Source organism: Halomonas sp. RT37 (genome assembly GCF_040070525.1).
Classification (GTDB): Bacteria; Pseudomonadota; Gammaproteobacteria; order Pseudomonadales; family Halomonadaceae; genus Halomonas; species Halomonas litopenaei.
This window is the reverse complement of the sequence record NZ_CP098827.1, coordinates 3,479,490-3,497,106: the sequence shown is the minus strand read 5'-3', so window position 1 is coordinate 3,497,106 and position 17,617 is coordinate 3,479,490. Positions and strand designations below refer to the sequence as shown.

Here is a 17,617-nt window from a genome sequence, read left to right as displayed (position 1 = left end):
CAAAGGAATGCGCCGTGTTCGGAGCGCAGAAAACGTGCCAAGGGGATGGAGCGTCAGGACGGTGCGTTCAGGGCAGGGCCTTGAACAAGCCAGCGCAGGAGGAAACCTTGATGACAGGCGGCTGGCGCCGACGAGGGCGATAACGCCACTGGCAGGCCAAGGGCGATGACACTGAAAGCGGGCAGCTCACCCGCGGACGTTCAGGGGGCTATGGCGTTGACGCCAGGGTTCTAGCGAGTCGGCGCCCGCAAGGCGCCGACAGGGTAAGCACAAGGGGAGGGATGGCGCTTCAGTCGGCGTCGCCGCGCTGGGCGCGTTCTTCGAGCAGGGTCACGATGCCTTCACAGGCTTCCTGAATATGGCGCTGGAGCAATTCGCAGGCCTCGTCGGCCTTGCCCTGACGGGCGAAGTCGAGCAGCCCATGGTGTTCGCGCTCGGCCTTTTCGATCTCCTGGGTGTAGAGCAGTTGCATGCGGATGTAGCGATCCGACTTGGTGTTGAGCTGACTGATCAACGCCAGGGTTTCGGGCAACCTGGCCGGTGCATAGAGGGCCTGGTGGAAGGCGAAATTGTACTCGCTCCAGTTGTCGATCTCGCCGCCGCTGTTCAGGGCATCGTCGTACTTCTCGAGGATGCGCTCTGCCTTGAGCAGGTCGTCTTCCGTCAACTCGCTGATGGCATGGCGCAGGACGTAGGTCTCGAGCAATACTCGCAGGTCGAACAGCTCGCGAATCTTGGCGACCGACAGTTCGGTGGTAAAGGCACCGCGGTGGGCATGGAACTCGACCAGCCCTTCGGACTCCAGGGTCAGCAGGGCTTCGCGCACGGGAATACGGCTGACGTCATAGTCCTTTGCCAGGGCATCCTGGCGCAGCTGGGTTCCCCCCTGGAACTCTCCGCCCAGGATACGCCTGCGCAGGTCATCCGCGACGAACTGTGCGCGTGTCTTGAAAGTCGCCATAGCCTCTCTCTGCCCATCGGATGTTATTGCACACTGTATACAAACCGCGATGAATGTCCATGGGCAGGCGGCGGCCCCAGGGGCCGCCGCCTGGGCAAGGGACCTGATTCAGGCCTCGCGCTTGCCGTCGATGAGGCGGCCAAGGGCCCAGGGGTTGTCGTCGCGCAGTGCCTGGGGCAACAGCGATTCGGGCAGATCCTGATAGCACACCGGGCGCAGGAAGCGCTGGATCGCGGCGCTGCCCACCGAGGTGGTACGGGCATCGGAGGTGGCGGGGAAGGGGCCACCATGCACCATGGCATGGCATACCTCGACCCCGGTTGGCCAGCCGTTGACCAGGATACGTCCGGCCCGGCGTTCGAGGATCGAAAGCAGGCCGCGGGCCGTCTCGGTATCGCCGTCGTCCATCTGCAAGGTGGCGGTCAGCTGGCCCTCGAGACCTTCGGCCAGCGCCTTGACCTCACTTATGTCGGCACACTCCAGCACCAGGGACGTCGAACCGAATACCTCGGCCTGTAGTGCTTCGTCGCCGAGAAAGTCGCTGGCCGTGGCCACGAAGAGACCCGCCTGACACTGATTGACACCTTCGCCTTGCGGCCCACGTGCGATTTCTCGGACCTTGTCGCTGTCGCCAAGGGTCTCTACGCCCTGGGTGTAGGCGTCATGGATGCCCGGGGTCAGCATGGTCTGGGCGCCCGCGGCCTTGACGGCTTCGGCGGCCGACTCGATGAAGGCGTCCAGGGCCTCGCCCTTGACCGCGATCACCAGCCCCGGGTTGGTGCAGAACTGTCCGGCGCCCATGGTCAGTGAGCCGACAAAGGCCTCGCCGAGGTCCTTGCCGCGGGCCTTGAGCGCCTCGGGCAGCAGGAATACCGGGTTGATCGAGCTCATCTCTGCGTAGAAGGGGATGGGGTCCGGTCGGCGCTGGGCGCTTTGCCACAGGGCCATGCCGCCAGAGCGAGAGCCGGTGAAGCCGGCTGCCTTGATTCGGCGGTCCTCGACCAGCGCCTGGCCTACCACGCGGCCGGAGCCGAAGATCAGCGAAAACACGCCTTCGGGCAGCTCGCACCGGGCCACCGCCCGTTGTACTGCGCGGCCGACCAGCTCCGACGTGCCGGGGTGGGCCGAGTGAGCCTTGACCACCACCGGGCAGCCAGCGGCCAGGGCCGAAGCGGTGTCGCCGCCGGCCACCGAGAAGGCCAGCGGAAAGTTGCTGGCACCGAACACCGCGACAGGCCCCAGGGCGATCTGACGCTGACGCAGGTCGGCACGGGGCATGGGCTGGCGTTGTGGCTGGGCAGGGTCGATGCGAACGTCGAGCCATTCGCCCGCGCGTACGGTGTCGGCAAACAGTCTGAGTTGTCCGCAGGTGCGTCCGCGCTCTCCGGCAAGGCGGGCCTGGGGCAGGCCGGTTTCCTGCATGGCGCGCTCGATCAGCGCATCGCCGAGTGCCTCGATTTCCGATGCGATGGTCTCGAGAAAACGGGCGCGTGTCTCGAGCGTGGTTTCGCGGTAGTCATCGAAGGCGGCCTCTGCCAGGGCGCAGGCGCGCTCCACCTCGGCCTGGCTGCCGCCCGGGTAGGCCGGCTCCAGGCGCTTGCCGGTGGCGGGGTCGATGGCGTGGATCGGCGCCTGGCTGCCAGTCACGGCGTCCTGTCCGATCAGCATCTTGCCTTCCAGTGTCATTTGACTCTCCTGTCGAGGGGAAGTGTGGGAAGTGCGGGAAGCGGCATGGGTGAGAGGGGTGTTGTGCCAACGCCCCTGTCGCCCATGCCGAAAACAACAGGAGGCCCGGCGTCGAGCGAGCCTCCCCGGTGGTTTCAGGACATATCGGGCTTCAGGACAGGTCGAGCGAGGCTGACCAGCCGGCGTACCAGGTGCGGAAGAGGTCGTACTGGGTCTCGACGTAGCGACGCTGGGCATCACTGAGGGCGTCGCTCTCGTTGAAGTGCAGGCGATACTCTTCGTCACCGTTGAGCACCATCAGGTGCTTGTAGTAGAGCACCAGGTCGGCACCTTCATCGAAGGAGGACAGCACCCCCAGGGCCTGCTCGAGTTCCTGGGCCCGGCGGCGGGCCTCGACATCGCCCTTGGCAGCCTTCTTGCTGAGGGCCACCAGCGTCAGCACCTCGTGGGGCAGGGCGTTACCGATGCCGGTGATGGCGCCGGTGGCGCCGCAGTTGACGAAGCCATGGAAGACGGTGGTGTCGACGCCGACCATCAGGGTGACCTGATCATCCTGGGAGGTGATGTGCTCGGCGGCGTAGCGCAGGTCATCGGCGCCACCGAATTCCTTGAAGCCGATCAGGTTGGGATGCTGGCGACGCAATTCGAAGAACAGGTCGGCGCGGGTGGCAAAGCCATAGTAGGGGCTGTTGTAGATGACCGCGGGGAGGTCCGGCGCGGCGTCTAGGATCGCGGCGAAGTGTGCCTTCTGGGCGGTCACCGAGGTGCCGCGAGACAGCACCCGAGGAATCACCATGAGTCCATGGGCGCCGACCTTGGCGGCGTGGGCAGCGTGGGATACCGCTTCGCGGGAATTGACCGCGCCGGTGCCGACGATGGTGGGGATGCCGGCTTCCACCAGGCGGGCGACGCCTTCCTGGCGCTGGGCCTCGGTCAGCAGCGGCCAGTCGCCCATGGAGCCACAGTAGACCACGCCGCTCATGCCGGCCTCGATCAGTTCACGGCCCTTGGCGACCAGGGCGTCGAAGTCGGGCTGGCGGTCCTTGGTGCACGGGGTCATCAGGGCGGGGATGCAGCCGGTGAAGATATTGTCGTTCATGTCGGGTCCTTGAGTGGGACGGTGTCACGGGGTCAGGGAGGCGCCGCCCTTCTTGGGCAGCCGCCGGTGGGTAAAAACGTCAATGGCCGTCGTCGGGTACTGGGGCGCCAGCCGCTGGGGCTTCAGCCGCCGATGCCCCAGGCGAAGGGGTCTTGCTCGTCGATCAGCAGGGTGCTGTCGGCGCTCATGAAGGCGCGTCCGGTGATGCTGGGGCGAATCTGATCGCCCTGCCATTCATAGCTCGCCTCGAACAGGCCGCCGCAGACGCTGGCCTGGCGCCAGCGTTCGCCGGGAGCGAGCTTGCCGTCGGCGGCCAGGCACGCCAGCTTGGCGCTGGTGCCGGTACCGCAGGGGGATCGGTCGTAGGCCTTGCCGGGGCACAGCACGAAGTTGCGGCTGTCGGCCTCGTCGTCATCGGCGAACAGCTCGATGTGGTCGATTTCGCCACCGTCATCGCCGGTGAAGCCCTGGCCTGCAAGCGCCTGACGAATGGCCCAGGTATAGCCGGTCAAGGTCTCCACATTGTCCAGGGCGATGCGCTGGCCATGGTCGCTGACCAGAAAGAACCAGTTGCCGCCCCAGGCAATGTCGCCATGGACCATGCCGTGGCCGGGCACTTCCACCGCGACCTGCCGGCGGTAGCGGTAGGAGGGGACGTTGCGTACGGTCACGGCACCGTCGGCATGCAAGGTCGCCTCGACCTGGCCCACCGGCGTGTCGATGCGGTGGTCGCCGGGGCTGAGGTGGCCCAGGTGATGCAGCGAGGCGACCAGGCCGATGGTGCCGTGACCGCACATGCCCAGGTAGCCGGCGTTGTTGAAGAAGATCACCCCGCAGGTTGCGTCCGGAGATACCGGCTCACAGTAGAGTGCGCCGACCAGCACGTCGTGGCCGCGGGGTTCCAGCATCACCGCGCGGCGCCAGTGGTCGTGTCGGTCGCGCAGACAGTCGCGTTTCTCGGTCATGGTGGCGCCGGCAAGCGTCGGAAAGCCGTCCATGACCAGGCGCGTGGGCTCGCCGGCGCTGTGGGAATCGATGACGTGTACGCGTTGCATGGAGTACCCCGGTTTGTTGTCGGTTGTGGTGATCGACGATCATCTGGGCGTCGTTGATCAGGTTTTATATTTTATACAATCTTCAAGAGGCGTTGTGAAGTCATCAAAGAGGATTCTTTGCGGGGGCTGGCGCAAGCAGGAAGAGCGGCAGGCACAGGAAAGACCGGGCGGCCGACGCAGAAGTACAACGGCGGGATACGAAGGGCGAGCAGCAGGCACAAAAAAGACCGGGAGGCCGGCGCGGAAGGACAGCGGTGGGGTACGAAGGGCGAGCAGCAGGCACAAAAAAGGCGAGGGGCAGGGCCCTCGCCAAGTCGTCAAAAGGAGGGGGCTGGTGTCATTGAGCGGTGATCACGCTCATCACCAGGTTGCCGTCGACCTTGACCGGGCCGTCTTCGCTGGCGCCCAGGGTGTATTCGAAGATGCCGGTCTGCATGCCGCCGTCCTCGCCGTGGAGCATCAGCATCAGATGTTCGCCGCTGCTGACCTCTTCAGTCAGGATGGCCGCGATATCGGTGTTCTCACCGGCCTTGAGCGGGGCGTGACCGACAACGCGCCCTGGTTTGTGGCTTTCGTCGGTACGGTGGACGACCAGCCAACCGTTGTTCTCGGCGACGATGCGATCGGCGGTGACGGTGCCGCTCTCCACCGACTGATCTTCGGCCCAGACGCCGAGATGGCCGGCTTCGTCCATCTCTCCATGGTGGGCGGCCTGGGCGCCGGTGGCCAGGGTGGCCGCGCCGACGAGGAGGGCTGAGGTGATGAGGGTACGTGCTGCCAATGGCTTGAACATGGTGATGGTCTCCTGGTGTTGCTGATTGGCTTGCCGAAGGTGCTCCACGACAGGATGGCTGCCGAGTTGATAACAGCTACGTGCCGATGCCACGGTGGGTTTCAGGTCATCGAAAAAAAATGTTGTGCCCTGACGCCAAGGCGAGAGCCGACGTCCAGATAAAAAAGGCCACTCGAACGAGTGGCCAAGCAGGGAAGTCGTGGTGCGGGGCGTACGCCTCGAGGGTGTCGAAACGCATGCCCGCCACGATGACCCCGCCATCGGCCGTTGCCGGTGGCGGGGTCATCGACTAGCTACGCAGGGGAGGCGAAAAGGTTTCAGTGAGGACTGAAATTCTCAGAGACGCTGGCCGCCGCTGGGCTCGGTGGGGTACAGGTAGCCGTGGATAGCGGGGCCGGTAGGCTGGCCGGTGGGCGAGCCACCCGGAGGCTCGACGCTGATGCCAAAGGTGGCATGCTTCAGCAATTCAGGTTCGTAGTCGCGCAGGGCGGCCTGGTCGAGGCTCAGGTCATCGTCGAGTACACCGACGGACCGGGGAGCGGAGCCCAGATCATCATGCTTGATCCAAAGTTGATAGGAGCGGTCGGGCAGAGGTTCGGCGCTGACCGGGCGGACATGCAGGCGGCGCTGCTCCAGGTTGACGCTGAGCATGAAGGCGGGCTGGCGATCGTCCTGCTGGAACACCGCCACAAAGTTGGACTCACTGGTGGACGGCGACGGCTGTGCCAGCAGCACCGCCGCCAGGATGACCGCCGCGGCGCTGGACAGGCCGGTGGCGGCCTTCCAGAAGGCCAGGCGGCGGTGCAGCGGCGTGACGCTGGCGGTGCTCGGGGGGGCGTTGGGCGCCGTATCGCCACGCGCGGCGTCCTCGATGGCCTTGATGCGTTGCTGGATAAGCGGCAACAGGTCCGGGCCCGGGGTGAGGTCCTGGATCTCGTCGGCCAGAGGCGCCAGTCGGCTCTCCCATTCACCGATACGCTGCTCGAGTTCGCTGTCGTGTTGACGCTGGCGGCGCACCCTGTCGCGCTCGTCACGATCCAGGGTGCCCAGCACGAACTCGGCGGCCAGCATGTCCTTGTCGTCGCGGTCGCTCATGATCCCAGGCACCCCTTGAGTTGTTTCAGTGCACGATGCAGCCAGGTCTTGACGGTATTGACCGGCTGGTCGAAGTGGCTTGCCAGTTCGGCCCGCGACCAGCCCTCCAGATAGGCCAGGCGCACCATTTGCTGCCGGCTCTCTTCCAGTTCATCAAGGCACAACGTCAGCTGTGTCGACGTCTCGTCCTGGTGACGCTGATCGTAGGCGGAGGGCGTCTCGGCGACCCAGTTCTCGAGGATACTGTCGCTCTCGGTGGGCCGTGTCGGTGCCTTGCGTAGCTCGTCGATGGCCGCATTGCGGGCGATGGTCACCATCCAGGTGATGGCGGAGGCGCGCTCGCTCTCGAAGCGTCCGGCCTTCTGCCAGATGGTCACGTAGACCTCCTGGATGACATCGTTGGCCCAGGCCTGCTGCTTCAAGATACGTAACACCGTGCCGAAGAGTTTCGCCACGCTGGCCTCGTACAACTCGGCGAAGGCCTCCCGGTCCTTGTCGGCGACTCTGGACAGCAGATGAACCAGCCGCTCCGGGGAGGACAGCGGCGGGGATTCCTGGTGCGCCGGGGGCGGGGCGCGAAAGGCATTGGACATGGCGGCGATCTCTGCGCTGCGGAGTGTTGTTGTCGTGGTGGCTGAAGGGTGACGCTGCCTGACCGGCAAGGTCAAGCAGCCTGTATCGACGGTATCGGGCTGCCGTTTAGACGATGCCAGTGGGGTGGGAAGGTCTGCCTTCAGGCTCGAGCCCTGATAGGCGGGCCTCGCGCACCGGCGTATCCCGGGTGACGTGTCGGGGTTCCGCTGCGGCCGCTGCCACGAGGTGACCCTTGGCCAACAGTGCCTTGAGCTCTTCGGCCGGGACCGGTTTGCTGAACAGGTAGCCCTGGTACTCGTGGCCCTGCAGCTGGCGGATAAAGGCCAGCTGTTCTTCGCTCTCGACACCTTCTGCGATGATATGAAGCCCCAGGCACCTGGCCAGCGAGATCACCGCCTGGACGATGGCCGCGTCCTGTTCGCAATCGACCACGCCTTGCATGAAAGTGCGGTCGATCTTCAGACGGTCCACGGGCAGATACTTCAACTGGGTCAAGTTGGAATAGCCGGTGCCGAAATCATCGATGGACAGCAGCACACCCATGTTGCGCAGGGTACTCAGTACTTCCAGGGCGCGATCAGGGTTCTGTACCAGGGTGCTTTCGGTCAGTTCGAGTTCCAGCAGGTGAGGGGGAAGCTCCGATTCGGCAAGCGCAGCCTCGATGGTGGCCACGAAGCCGCGATGATTGAGCTGAATGGCCGAGATGTTGACCGCCACCGGCAATGGCTCGCCGGACTCCTTGAGCCACTCGCTCGAAAACCGGCAGGCGGTGCGTAGCACCCATGCGCCCAGGGGAAGGATCAGGCCACAGTCTTCGGCGACGGGAATGATCTCGTCAGGAGTGACCTGGCCGAGTTCCTCATCGTGCCACCGCAGCAGCGCTTCGACGCCAGAGACCTCACCGCTGTCGACGCGGATCTTCGGTTGATAGGCCAGGCTCAGGCGATCCTCCTCGATGGCCTGGGTCAGGCGTCGCTCGAGGGTACTGCGACGGTCCGCCTCGGAGGTCATGTCCAAGGCGAAGAACTGGAAGTTGTTGCGTCCCTGCTGCTTGGCGCGATACATGGCGGCGTCGGCGTGGACCATCAGGGCATGCTTGCTGCGCCCGTGGTCGGGGTAAAGGCTGATGCCCAGGCTGGTGGAGACCTTGACCATGCTGTTGCCGATCTGGAAGGGCTTGTCCAGCGAACTGACGATGCGCTGGGCCAGCGCTTCAGCGTCGCCGCGCCTGGCAACCTGATGGGTGACCACCATGAATTCGTCGCCGCCCACCCGGGCGACCAGGTCGCTGTCGCGCACCGCCATCTGCAGGCGTCGGGCCGCGCCCTTGATCAGCTCGTCACCCACATGGTGGCCGAGGCCGTCATTGACCTGCTTGAAGCGGTCCAGGTCGACGAAGAACACCGCGAAGGTATCGATGTTGTCCTCGAGCAGTTCATCGAGGTGCTCCTCGAGCTTCAGTCGGTTGGGCAGTTGGGTCAGGACGTCATGATGGACCAGGTCCTTGAGCTCCTGGTTGGCCTGCTGTAGCGAACGTGCCAGCTGAGCATTGCGCGAGGACAGATGGGCGTCGTAGATCGACATCATCAACGCTGCCAGCATGATGCAGGTGGCGATCAGCGCCACCACGATGGCCAGCTGGTCGGTGCCGATGCCCGGGGCCGAGGCCGAGTAGCTCAGGGTGCGATAGCTGGTGGCGGACATGCCGGTGTAGTGCATGCCCGAAATGCCTGCGGCCATGACCAGCGAGGCCAGGCCACGTTGCCACAGCGGGGAGCGTCCCCCCACCGGGTTGAGTCGAAAGGCCAGGCTGAGGGCGACCGCTGAGGCCAGCACGGCGATGACCACGGACAGGGCAAACAGGTCCGGTCGGTAGCGCAGGCTGTCTACCGACAGCATGGCCTCCATGCCGATGTAGTGCATCAGGCAGACGCCGCTACCCATGATCAGTGCGCCGACGGCCAGTCGAGGACCGGTGAGGTGGCCTGACTGCACTGTTGCCAGTGCCAAGGCGGAAGCGAGAAGGCTCGCCAGCAGGGACGCCAGGGTAAGGGGGATCCCGTAGGCGAAGTGCGAGTCGGGGTCCATGGCCAGCATGCCGACGAAGTGCATCGACCAGATGCCGGTGCCCATGGCGAAGGCACCGCCGGCAAGCCACAGGTGGCGGGCAAGGCCCTGGCTCGCTCTGACGCGTCCGGCGAGATCGAGGGCAGTGAGCGAAGCGATGGCGGCGATGCCAAGGCTCAGGGCGACCAGTGCCGGGTTGTAGGACGCAAGCGAGTGGTCCATGCAGGTGAGATCCTTGAGAGTAAAGTATTAGTATCGGCCAGGTGTCGCATTCACTTTACCCTCAGCCTTGTGCAGGAGGTGAGGCAATCTCCTGAAAAGCCAGCTTTTCTTAAGTTTCTGACGGAGTCTGGAGGGGGGATCTGTGGGTCGGTGGGGGCGCCGCAGGCCCTGCCGGGTATCCTCGGCGGGACGGGGTCGCAGGAGATAACCGTGCTCCCCGGGAGAAGGCTGCGCTTCTCCCGGGGGACTCAGGGTGTGTACACGCTAGCCATGGGCGGTGCACAGGTACTTGGTCTCGAGGTATTCCTCCATGCCCTCGAGGCCGCCTTCACGACCGAGGCCGGACTGCTTGACGCCGCCAAAGGGGACCTGGGGCCCGGTGATATCCATGGTGTTGGTACCCACCATGCCGACTTCCAGACGTTGCTGGTAGCGACGGATGCGCTGCTGGTCCTTGGCATAGACGTAGGCGGCCAGACCGTAGACCGTGTCGTTGGCAGCGGCGATGGCCTCGTCATCGCTGTCGAAGGCGCGCACCGGGGCGAGGGGCGCGAAGGATTCTTCACTGGCGATGCGCATATCATCGGTGAAGCCGGCCACCAGGGTCGGCATGAAGAAGCGTGGCCCTGGGGCCTGGCCCTGGCCGCGACCGAGCACGCGCGCCCCCCGGGATCTGGCGTCCTCTACCAGTTCGCGGGCCTTGGCCACCGCGTCGCGGTTGATCAGCGGGCCGATCTCGATGTCCTCATCGAAGCCGTTGCCCACCGGCATGTCATTCATGCGCTGGGTGAAGCGCTCGATGAAGGTGTCGTAGAGAGAACGGTGGACGAACAGGCGGTTGGCCGCCACGCAGTCCTGTCCGCTGGTCTGGAAGCGGGCGGCGATGGCGCCTTCCACGGCGGCGTCCAGGTCGGCGTCCTCGCAGACGATGAAAGGGGCGTTGCCACCCAGCTCCATGGCGCTGCGCTTGACCGTGTCGGCGGCCTGAGCCAGCAGCGTCCGGCCGACCTCGGTGGAGCCGGTGAACGACAGCGCGCGAACGCGATTGTCGTCACAGACCTTTTCGGAAAAGCGCTTGCCGGGGCAGGTGAGGACGTTGAATTCGCCCCGGTTCAGCCCGGCCTGTTCGGCCAGTCTGGCCAGGGCAAGTGCGCAGAAAGGGGTCTGGCTTGCTGGATTGACCAGGGTGGTGCAGCCCGCCGCCAGCGCGGCCCCGACCTTGCGGGTAATCATCGCCAGCGGGAAGTTCCAGGGGGTAATGATGGCCACCACGCCGACCGGCTGGCGCAGCGTGCCAAGCGAGATGTCGGGGTCATCCGAGGCCAGGGTATCACCGGCGATGCGTCGCGCCTGGCCGGCAAACCAGCGCAGGAAGCTGGCGGCGTAATCGACTTCGCCACGGGCCTCGGCCAGGGGCTTGCCTTGCTCCAGGGTCATCAGGCGGGCCAGCGCCTCGGCGTTGTCCTGCATCGCCTGGTACCAGGCCATCAGCGCGTCGGCGCGCTCCAGGGCGGGGGTGTCACGCCAGCGCTCGAAGGCCTGACTGGCGGCATCGATGGCCTCGCCCAACTGGTCCTCGGTCAGCTGGGGCACCTTGCCGATGGTCTTTTCGGTGGCCGGGTCTTCGACCTCCCGGGTCTTGCCGTCACTGGCCTCGACCCAACGTCCGCCAAGATAGGCATGGTCAGTCATCAGCTGGTTCTCAGGGGTGTGCATAGGGGCAATCTCCTGAAGAAGTTCCGTTTCCGACCTCCCCAAACTACGCTGCAACGAGCATGTCCTCAAGCCGGGCACGGAGTGGTAGGGTGGGGACGAATCGACACCGGACGTCCCTGTGGATCCCCCGCAGGGGCGATGACAGGAGGTCCCATGAACGTTCGCAGTGAAGGCGTGGTGATCGTAGGTGGTGGTGCCGGCGGCCTCGAGCTTGCCATCCGGCTGGCCAAGGCAGGCCACAAGGACGTATTGCTGATCGACCGTAGCGCCACCCATGTGTGGAAACCGCGGTTGCATGAGCTTGCCGCCGGTTTTCGGCGTGGCGAGGTCGATGAGCTGGACTACGCAGGACTCGCCGAGCACTGGGGGTTTGGCTTCGAGCGCGGTGAACTCGCGGACATCGATCCCGAGGCGCGTACCCTGACCCTGGCCGAGTGGCCCGAAGACGACGGTCGGGTGAGGGTGCCCGGTCGCTGCATCGGCTACCAGGCGGTGGTGCTGGCGATTGGCGGGGTGACCCCGGACATGGGCGTGGAGGGCGTGCTCGAGCATGCCCTGATGCTCGACAGCGAGGCCGACGCCGAGCGACTGTTCGAGCGCTTCTCGACGGGGCTGCTGGCGCATCGCGCCGGGCAGCGCAGTGATCCCTTCCATATCGCCATCGTCGGTTCAGGGGCCACCGGGGTGGAACTGGCAGGGCTGCTGGCCACCGAGGCGCGGGCCTCGAGTGTGGCCCCACGAGAGTGCCAGCCCAGGGTCAAGGTGACCCTGCTGGAGGCGACCGATACCTTCATGCCGGGCATGGAGGATGAGGTGCGCCAGTCCATCCGCAAGCGCCTTTTGAATGTCGGCATCGACATTCATACCGAACAGCAGGTCAGTCGCGTCGATCGCGACCGTCTTACCACCGATGGCGGCGACGAGTTTCCGGCGGACCTGACCATCTGGGCGGCCGGCCGCGTGGGGCCGCCGGTGGCCGACTCGATCGACGCGCTGGCGACCAACAAGAAGCGCCAGTGGCGGGTGAAGCCGACCCTGCAGAGTGTCGACAGTGATCACGTCTTTGTGCTGGGTGACTGCTCGGTTATCGACGACGAGCCCGCACCTCCCACCGCCCAGGCGGCCAGCGAGCAGGCAGAACATCTGGCCAAGGAGTTGCCGCGTTTTCTCGCGGGGGAAACGCCGGCGCCCTTCGTCTACGAGGACAAGGGTACCCTGCTGTCGCTGGGTGAGGCCGGCAGCGTCGGCGAAGTGAAAGGCTGGTTCGCCGATGACGTCCAGTTGCGCGGGCGACTCGCGCGGGCGGCCTACCAGGGACTGCAGCGCCAGCACCAGTTCATCCTGCTGGGGCCGCTCAAGGGTACCGCCGAGGCGCTGAGCGACGTCCTCGGCCGCTCGGTCGGGCCACGCCTGAAGATCCACTGACCACGCGTTGCGTGCGCCGGCGGCCGCCACGCCCCTGGCAAAGCGTCGGCGGCCGCTCGACTCAGCTCGGATCGATGGTCAACAAAAGGCGCGTCTCCCCTGCCTGCTGCGCCGGGCTGCGATGTACCAGTCCGCGGCCCTCGTTGCCGCTCCAGCCGTCTCCCTTCAACAGTGCCAGGTCGCCGGTGCCCAGCCGCTGAATGGCATGGGCCTGGCGAAGCGTCTCGGGCTTGTCCGGCGAGGGTGCGCCGAGCCCGGCGCGATTGACCGCAGACTCGGGCAGCCATTCGCTGCCCGGCCCCCGATAGCTGGTGACCAGTCGCACCGGCAACTTGTCGCAGTGAAAGCGTGGACACATGGCGCTGTCCAGCAGGCGCAGCCGTATTCCCAGAGTGTCGGTGTCGAACAGCATCGCCATGGCCTGGGTCAACAGCACGACGTCGTCTAACAGGGGGCAGGCTTGCTCCGGGGCGGGCATGCTGCGCCGGAGTTCGCGCTTCATGGCGGCGTCGGGAACTCCCAGCCACTGGAAGCTCCAGCGACGCTTGGTATCGCACTGTGCCTGGATGCTGCGTTCCAGGCTGGGGGACAGCGCGCGCTGCATCACCGCGATGGTGATGCCTTGCTCGAAGATGCGCGGCAGGATCGAGGCATCGATACCCTGGGCCCAGTGGACACTTGGCTGCGCCTCGCAAGACGCGGTCGGGGCGTCTCTGTCGACGCAGGTGGACAGTGAGCTGGACAGCGACATCTTGGCGTCTCCATGGGATGTGTTTACAATGTTATAACGTAACATTTAAAACAAGGAAAGCACCTCGTGCCGCGAGGGGCTTTCCTTTGCGAGCGCACATCGGGAGAACAGGTTCATGAATGATGCCAGGTTGCCGGTCACGGTACTGTCAGGCTTTCTGGGAGCCGGCAAGACCACCTTGCTGAATCACCTTCTGGCCAATCGCCAGGGGCGTCGGGTCGCGGTCATCGTCAATGACATGAGCGAGGTCAATATCGACGCCGCTCAGGTGCGCGGTGGGCCAGGGGCATCAGACGAGCTGGAGGACGGGGTCACGCTGAACCGCGCCGAAGAGCGCCTGGTGGAGATGAGCAACGGCTGTATCTGCTGCACCCTGCGCGAGGACCTGTTGATCGAGGTCCGCAGGCTGGCCGAGGAGGAGCGCTTCGACAGCCTGGTGATCGAATCCACCGGCATCTCTGAACCCCTGCCGGTGGCGGAGACCTTTACCTTCGCCGATGAGGACGGTCAGTGCCTGTCCGAGATCGCCAGACTCGATACCCTGGTCACCGTGGTCGATGGCGCCAATTTTCTGAGCCAGTACGCTGAAGCCCGCTCCCTCAAGGAGGCGGGGGAGTCGCTGGGCGAGGACGATGAGCGCAATGTCGCCGACCTGCTGGTGGACCAGATCGAGTTCTGCGATGTGCTGGCGATCAGCAAGTGCGACCTGATCTCGGCGCAGCAACTGGCGGAGGTCGAGGCGGTACTGCGCGCCCTCAATCCAGAGGCCGACATCGTCCACATGGTCCAGGGCGAGGTGGCGCTGTCGCGGGTGCTGGATACCGGACGCTTCAGCTTTGAGCGGGCCAAGCGGGCCCCGGGCTGGCTCAAGGAGCTGCGCGGTGAGCATGTGCCGGAAACCGAGGAGTACGGTATCTCGAGTTTTGCCTATGAGGCGCGCCGCCCCTTCCACCCGCGCAGGTTTCATGAACTGCTGCATGGCGACTGGTTCGGTGGCACCTTGCTGCGCTCCAAGGGGTTCTTCTGGCTTGCCAGCCGTCCTCAGTTCGCCGGTCAGTGGAGTCAGGCGGGAGGCATCGCTCACCATGGCCTGGCGGGTCGCTTCTGGCGGGCGGTACCCGAGGATCAGTGGCCCGAGGACCCGGAGTATCGCGAGGCGATTCTGGCCAAATGGCAGGAGCCCTTCGGTGATATGCGCCAGGAACTGGTGTTCATCGGCCAGAACCTGGCGGAGCATCGCATTCGTCAGGCGCTGGATGAGTGCCTGCTGAGCGAATCGGAGCTGGCCCTCGGTATGGACGCCTGGGTCGACTCGGATGACCCTTTCCCGTCCTGGTAAAACCAGGCTATCGACGCTGGCTCAGTGAGTCAGCCCAGGCTGTCCGATCAGGCCATCCGCTCAGCCAATCAGGCCAGCTAGAGGGCCCACCTGCCGACTGTCGGGAAAGACCTGCTCGGCCAGGGGATCGAGGTCGAGGCCAAGGTGGTCGCGCAGCACACCCTTGAGGACGGCGCGGGTGTCCTGGGCGGCGATCAGATCACGGTCGTCACGCAGCCGGGCGAGCCCCGGCCACTGGCCGTGGACGCGCCCCCCTCGAATGGCGCCACCGGCCAACAGGATGCAACTGGCGGTGCCATGATCGGTGCCGCCGGTGCCGTTGACGGCCACCGTGCGGCCAAACTCGGTGATGACCACTACGGCGGTGTGCTGCCAGCGTTCGCCGAGCTTGCCGTGCAGCGCCGCAAGCCCGCCATCCAGCTGTTCAAGCTTGCGTGACAGCACCGCATTCTGGCGAGCGTGGGTGTCCCAGCCGTCGTCTTCCACCATGGCGATCTGGGGGCCATCCGCGGCGGCCAGGAACTGTGCTGCCGCCGCCAGGGTGTCCTTCAGGAGGCCACCGCTGTCGATATCGGTGGGGGCCATCTGCTGCATCGCCAGGGCGCGCTCGAACACCGGGCCCAGCCGGGGATCCTGTCGATAGAGCGCAGCGACCCGTTGGGCCAGTGACGGCAGGGTGGTGCCGTGCGCCGACGGCGACCAGGTGGCGAAGGGGGCCGGCCCACGGATCAACAACGGGCGCGAGGAGGTGAGGCCCAGTCCCTGGGTGTCGCCGAGGCTGCCCACCGCACGGTTCAGCCAGCCGGTGCGGCTTCCTGTGGGGGTGGCGGTGCCGTTTTCCAGGCACTCCTGGGCGTCGAAGTGCGAGCGTCCCTGATAGGGCAGTCCGCAGGCGTGAACCACAGCGAAGTCGCCGGCCTGGTAGAGACGGTGGCAGAAGGCCAGTGACGGATGCAGCGAAAAGGTCCCGTCCAGTCGTGGTGCAACGACTCCTTCCTGCGATGCCAGGCTACCGCGCAAGCGCTGGTAGGCGGGGTCGCTGTCGCAGGGGACGGCGGCGAGGCCATCGAGGGCACCGCGCAGCAGCACGACGACCAGGCGGCGCTTGCCGAGCGGGGAGTCTGCCGCAGCCAGCGAGGGCCACAGCAGCAGGCTGGTGCCTACGCCCAGCGCCTTGAGAAACTCGCGTCGGTTGAACATGGCGGATTCCATTGGGTGGTGTCGCGACGGCGCTCAGCGCCACTGAAACTCGGGGCTTGCCAGCACCATGGCCAGCGCCTGGTTGCGGGGCGCCTGACTGAGTGCCACGGCGGTGGTTTCACGCAGGCGAGGGCCCAGGCTCTGCTGGGCCAGCTCCATGGCCTCGCCGCTGGCGTCACCGGCGTGGCGCTGGGCCACCAGCAGTCGTTTGTTCAAGGCGTCGGCACCGATCCAGTCGTTGGCATCATCGCTCCATCCGGCCGGGGCGCCGGCGAGAAAAGGTGGCTGGCCCAGCAGGCGAAGCTGCTGGCCCCAGTCACTGCCATCGGGCGAGGGTGCCTTGCCCAGCGCGCGATAGAGCGCGACGAGATATTCCTGCGGACGGCGAAACTTGAGCGCTTGCGGCTGCCACGCCTGGGGGTGGCTGAACAGGGTGCGAAACAGCGTCGACAGGCGACCGTTCTCGCGCTGGAAGGTGGAGGCCAAGGCCGATACCAGCTCACCGGGTGGGTCGTCGGCGACAAAGTGACGGGCAAGCTTGGTGGCGACAAAGGTTGCGGTGGCCTCCTGGCCGGCCACAAAGCGCAGCATGTCACGCCCCTGCCTGGCCCCGCCTGCAGCGAAGCGCCGCCCCAGCAGTTCTCGCTCGCCGCCTTGATGGGCCGCGCCATGAAACAGGCTACCGTAGGGTCCGAGGGCCGGCGCCTCGGTCGATGGCGGCATTTCTAGCCGTGTCCGCCATCCGGTGATGGCCCTGGCCAGTTCGATCACGTCCTGCTGTTGATAGGGGCCGTCGACGCCGAGGGTATGCAGCTCCAGGATTTCCCGCGCCAGGTTCTCGTTGAGCCCGAGCCGCCCCGCAGAGGCTCTGGCACTTCTGGCCAGCGGCGAATCGGGGCCCACCGACGCTGCATTGTCGAGATAGAGCAGCATGGCCGGATGCTGCTCGACGCCCAGCAACATGGCCGAAAAGCTACCCGACACATAGGGCCGGATGGCCTCGCGCTCGAAGGCCCCGGGCAGCAACTGTACGCCGCCGCGGTCGGCGGACACGGTGAAGTGGTTGCTCCAGAACATCACCCAGCGCTCGAGTACCGGAAACGGACTCAGACACTGCTGGCACCCCCTGGCCTGGATCTCGGCCTGTTTCATCGCGCCAAAACGCTCGAGCAGGGTCGGCAGGCTCTGTGTGGACTTGTCATTGGCGGGGGCCTCGCTCATGCGTCGACGGGCGGCCGCGTGGTCTCGGCGGAAGCGATCAAAGCGCTCCAGGTAGGTGATGGTGGATGGCAACGCGGCGAGAGGATCGATCAGTGGCGCTCGTTCGGCCTCGTCGATCTGCGCCAGCACCCAGCCCTGGGGGTCCTTGGCGATCTCGGCAAGCTCACCTGGCCCCGCGCCGAGGCCAAAGCGATTGGCGGCGATTTCCGCCTGAACGAGGGTGGTTGTCACAGCTGACGCCTCCTGTTGGCATGGCTGACGAAGCCTGGGGCAGGATGCCGGGGGCCGGCCCTGGGGTGAGGCGCCGGGGATCGCCAACAGTTTGGCCGGTAGGTGGCGGGGGCGTTCAGCCGAGCGGGGGGGGATGATCGAGCAGGCCCAGGTCCGAGGCCA

General features: G+C 65.8%; 14 protein-coding genes. 2 read left to right on the top strand and 12 right to left on the bottom strand.

The window, feature by feature from the left end; translation table 11 throughout:
• Positions 1 to 289: 289 nt before the first annotated feature.
• From NFG58_RS15190 to NFG58_RS15150, 9 genes are all read right to left on the bottom strand, one after another.
• Entirely contained in the window at positions 290 to 961 is a 672-nt protein-coding gene (locus tag NFG58_RS15190; protein WP_045992547.1) for a GntR family transcriptional regulator, read from the bottom strand.
• Between the two features lie 108 nt (positions 962 to 1,069).
• Positions 1,070 to 2,647 carry an aldehyde dehydrogenase (NADP(+)) gene (locus tag NFG58_RS15185; RefSeq protein ID WP_045992548.1) on the bottom strand — a complete coding sequence of 526 codons (1,578 nt, stop codon included), beginning with the start codon at positions 2,645 to 2,647 and terminating at the stop codon, positions 1,070 to 1,072.
• A gap of 151 nt (positions 2,648 to 2,798) precedes the next feature.
• Positions 2,799 to 3,746: a dihydrodipicolinate synthase family protein gene (locus tag NFG58_RS15180; RefSeq protein WP_045992549.1), complete on the bottom strand. Its 948-nt coding sequence runs from the start codon at positions 3,744 to 3,746 to the stop codon at positions 2,799 to 2,801.
• A gap of 122 nt (positions 3,747 to 3,868) precedes the next feature.
• A complete protein-coding gene (locus tag NFG58_RS15175; RefSeq protein WP_045992550.1) occupies positions 3,869 to 4,801 on the bottom strand; it encodes a 4-hydroxyproline epimerase in 933 nt (310 codons plus the stop codon).
• Positions 4,802 to 5,138: 337 nt separating this feature from the next.
• Positions 5,139 to 5,594 carry a hypothetical protein gene (locus tag NFG58_RS15170; RefSeq protein WP_045992551.1) on the bottom strand — a complete coding sequence of 152 codons (456 nt, stop codon included), beginning with the start codon at positions 5,592 to 5,594 and terminating at the stop codon, positions 5,139 to 5,141.
• 336 nt (positions 5,595 to 5,930) lie between these two features.
• Positions 5,931 to 6,689: an anti-sigma factor gene (locus tag NFG58_RS15165; protein ID WP_045992552.1), complete on the bottom strand. Its 759-nt coding sequence runs from the start codon at positions 6,687 to 6,689 to the stop codon at positions 5,931 to 5,933.
• Positions 6,686 to 7,282: a sigma-70 family RNA polymerase sigma factor gene (locus NFG58_RS15160; RefSeq protein WP_045992553.1), complete on the bottom strand. Its 597-nt coding sequence runs from the start codon at positions 7,280 to 7,282 to the stop codon at positions 6,686 to 6,688. The genes NFG58_RS15165 and NFG58_RS15160 overlap by 4 nt, the downstream gene beginning before the upstream one ends.
• Before the next feature lie 106 nt (positions 7,283 to 7,388).
• The gene (locus NFG58_RS15155) at positions 7,389 to 9,572 is read right to left on the bottom strand and encodes a bifunctional diguanylate cyclase/phosphodiesterase (RefSeq protein ID WP_071211106.1); all 2,184 of its coding nucleotides are present in this window, start codon (positions 9,570 to 9,572) and stop codon (positions 7,389 to 7,391) included.
• Positions 9,573 to 9,836: 264 nt separating this feature from the next.
• Complete coding sequence (locus NFG58_RS15150; RefSeq protein WP_045992554.1) at positions 9,837 to 11,288, bottom strand: NAD-dependent succinate-semialdehyde dehydrogenase; 1,452 nt, start codon at positions 11,286 to 11,288, stop codon at positions 9,837 to 9,839.
• Positions 11,289 to 11,441: 153 nt separating this feature from the next.
• Between NFG58_RS15150 and NFG58_RS15145 the strand changes: the two genes are divergently transcribed.
• Complete coding sequence (locus NFG58_RS15145; RefSeq protein WP_045992555.1) at positions 11,442 to 12,713, top strand: FAD-dependent oxidoreductase; 1,272 nt, start codon at positions 11,442 to 11,444, stop codon at positions 12,711 to 12,713.
• A gap of 61 nt (positions 12,714 to 12,774) precedes the next feature.
• On the opposite strand, the gene NFG58_RS15140 is transcribed toward NFG58_RS15145, so the two are convergent.
• Entirely contained in the window at positions 12,775 to 13,464 is a 690-nt protein-coding gene (locus tag NFG58_RS15140; protein WP_348826872.1) for a DUF1826 domain-containing protein, read from the bottom strand.
• 115 nt (positions 13,465 to 13,579) lie between these two features.
• On the opposite strand from NFG58_RS15140, the gene zigA reads away from it, so the two are divergent.
• Positions 13,580 to 14,803, top strand: coding sequence for a zinc metallochaperone GTPase ZigA (gene zigA / locus NFG58_RS15135; RefSeq protein WP_348826871.1), 1,224 nt, complete (start codon positions 13,580 to 13,582; stop codon positions 14,801 to 14,803).
• A gap of 60 nt (positions 14,804 to 14,863) precedes the next feature.
• On the opposite strand, the gene NFG58_RS15130 is transcribed toward zigA, so the two are convergent.
• Together NFG58_RS15130 and NFG58_RS15125 are read right to left on the bottom strand one after the other, a co-directional pair.
• Positions 14,864 to 16,003: a DUF1501 domain-containing protein gene (locus NFG58_RS15130; RefSeq protein WP_348826870.1), complete on the bottom strand. Its 1,140-nt coding sequence runs from the start codon at positions 16,001 to 16,003 to the stop codon at positions 14,864 to 14,866.
• A gap of 33 nt (positions 16,004 to 16,036) precedes the next feature.
• A complete protein-coding gene (locus NFG58_RS15125) occupies positions 16,037 to 17,455 on the bottom strand; it encodes a DUF1800 domain-containing protein (RefSeq protein WP_348826869.1) in 1,419 nt (472 codons plus the stop codon).
• Positions 17,456 to 17,617: the final 162 nt, after the last annotated feature.

Bases quoted from the DNA above. Each gene is read 5' to 3' on its own strand.
- NFG58_RS15190 (WP_045992547.1), bottom strand. From the start codon at position 961: ATGGCGACTTTCAAGACACGCGCACAGTTCGTCGCGGATGACCTGCGC.
- NFG58_RS15185 (WP_045992548.1), bottom strand. From the start codon at position 2,647: ATGACACTGGAAGGCAAGATGCTGATCGGACAGGACGCCGTGACTGGC.
- NFG58_RS15180 (WP_045992549.1), bottom strand. From the start codon at position 3,746: ATGAACGACAATATCTTCACCGGCTGCATCCCCGCCCTGATGACCCCG.
- NFG58_RS15175 (WP_045992550.1), bottom strand. From the start codon at position 4,801: ATGCAACGCGTACACGTCATCGATTCCCACAGCGCCGGCGAGCCCACG.
- NFG58_RS15170 (WP_045992551.1), bottom strand. From the start codon at position 5,594: ATGTTCAAGCCATTGGCAGCACGTACCCTCATCACCTCAGCCCTCCTC.
- NFG58_RS15165 (WP_045992552.1), bottom strand. From the start codon at position 6,689: ATGAGCGACCGCGACGACAAGGACATGCTGGCCGCCGAGTTCGTGCTG.
- NFG58_RS15160 (WP_045992553.1), bottom strand. From the start codon at position 7,282: ATGTCCAATGCCTTTCGCGCCCCGCCCCCGGCGCACCAGGAATCCCCG.
- NFG58_RS15155 (WP_071211106.1), bottom strand. From the start codon at position 9,572: ATGGACCACTCGCTTGCGTCCTACAACCCGGCACTGGTCGCCCTGAGC.
- NFG58_RS15150 (WP_045992554.1), bottom strand. From the start codon at position 11,288: ATGCACACCCCTGAGAACCAGCTGATGACTGACCATGCCTATCTTGGC.
- NFG58_RS15145 (WP_045992555.1), top strand. From the start codon at position 11,442: ATGAACGTTCGCAGTGAAGGCGTGGTGATCGTAGGTGGTGGTGCCGGC.
- NFG58_RS15140 (WP_348826872.1), bottom strand. From the start codon at position 13,464: ATGTCGCTGTCCAGCTCACTGTCCACCTGCGTCGACAGAGACGCCCCG.
- zigA (WP_348826871.1), top strand. From the start codon at position 13,580: ATGAATGATGCCAGGTTGCCGGTCACGGTACTGTCAGGCTTTCTGGGA.
- NFG58_RS15130 (WP_348826870.1), bottom strand. From the start codon at position 16,003: ATGTTCAACCGACGCGAGTTTCTCAAGGCGCTGGGCGTAGGCACCAGC.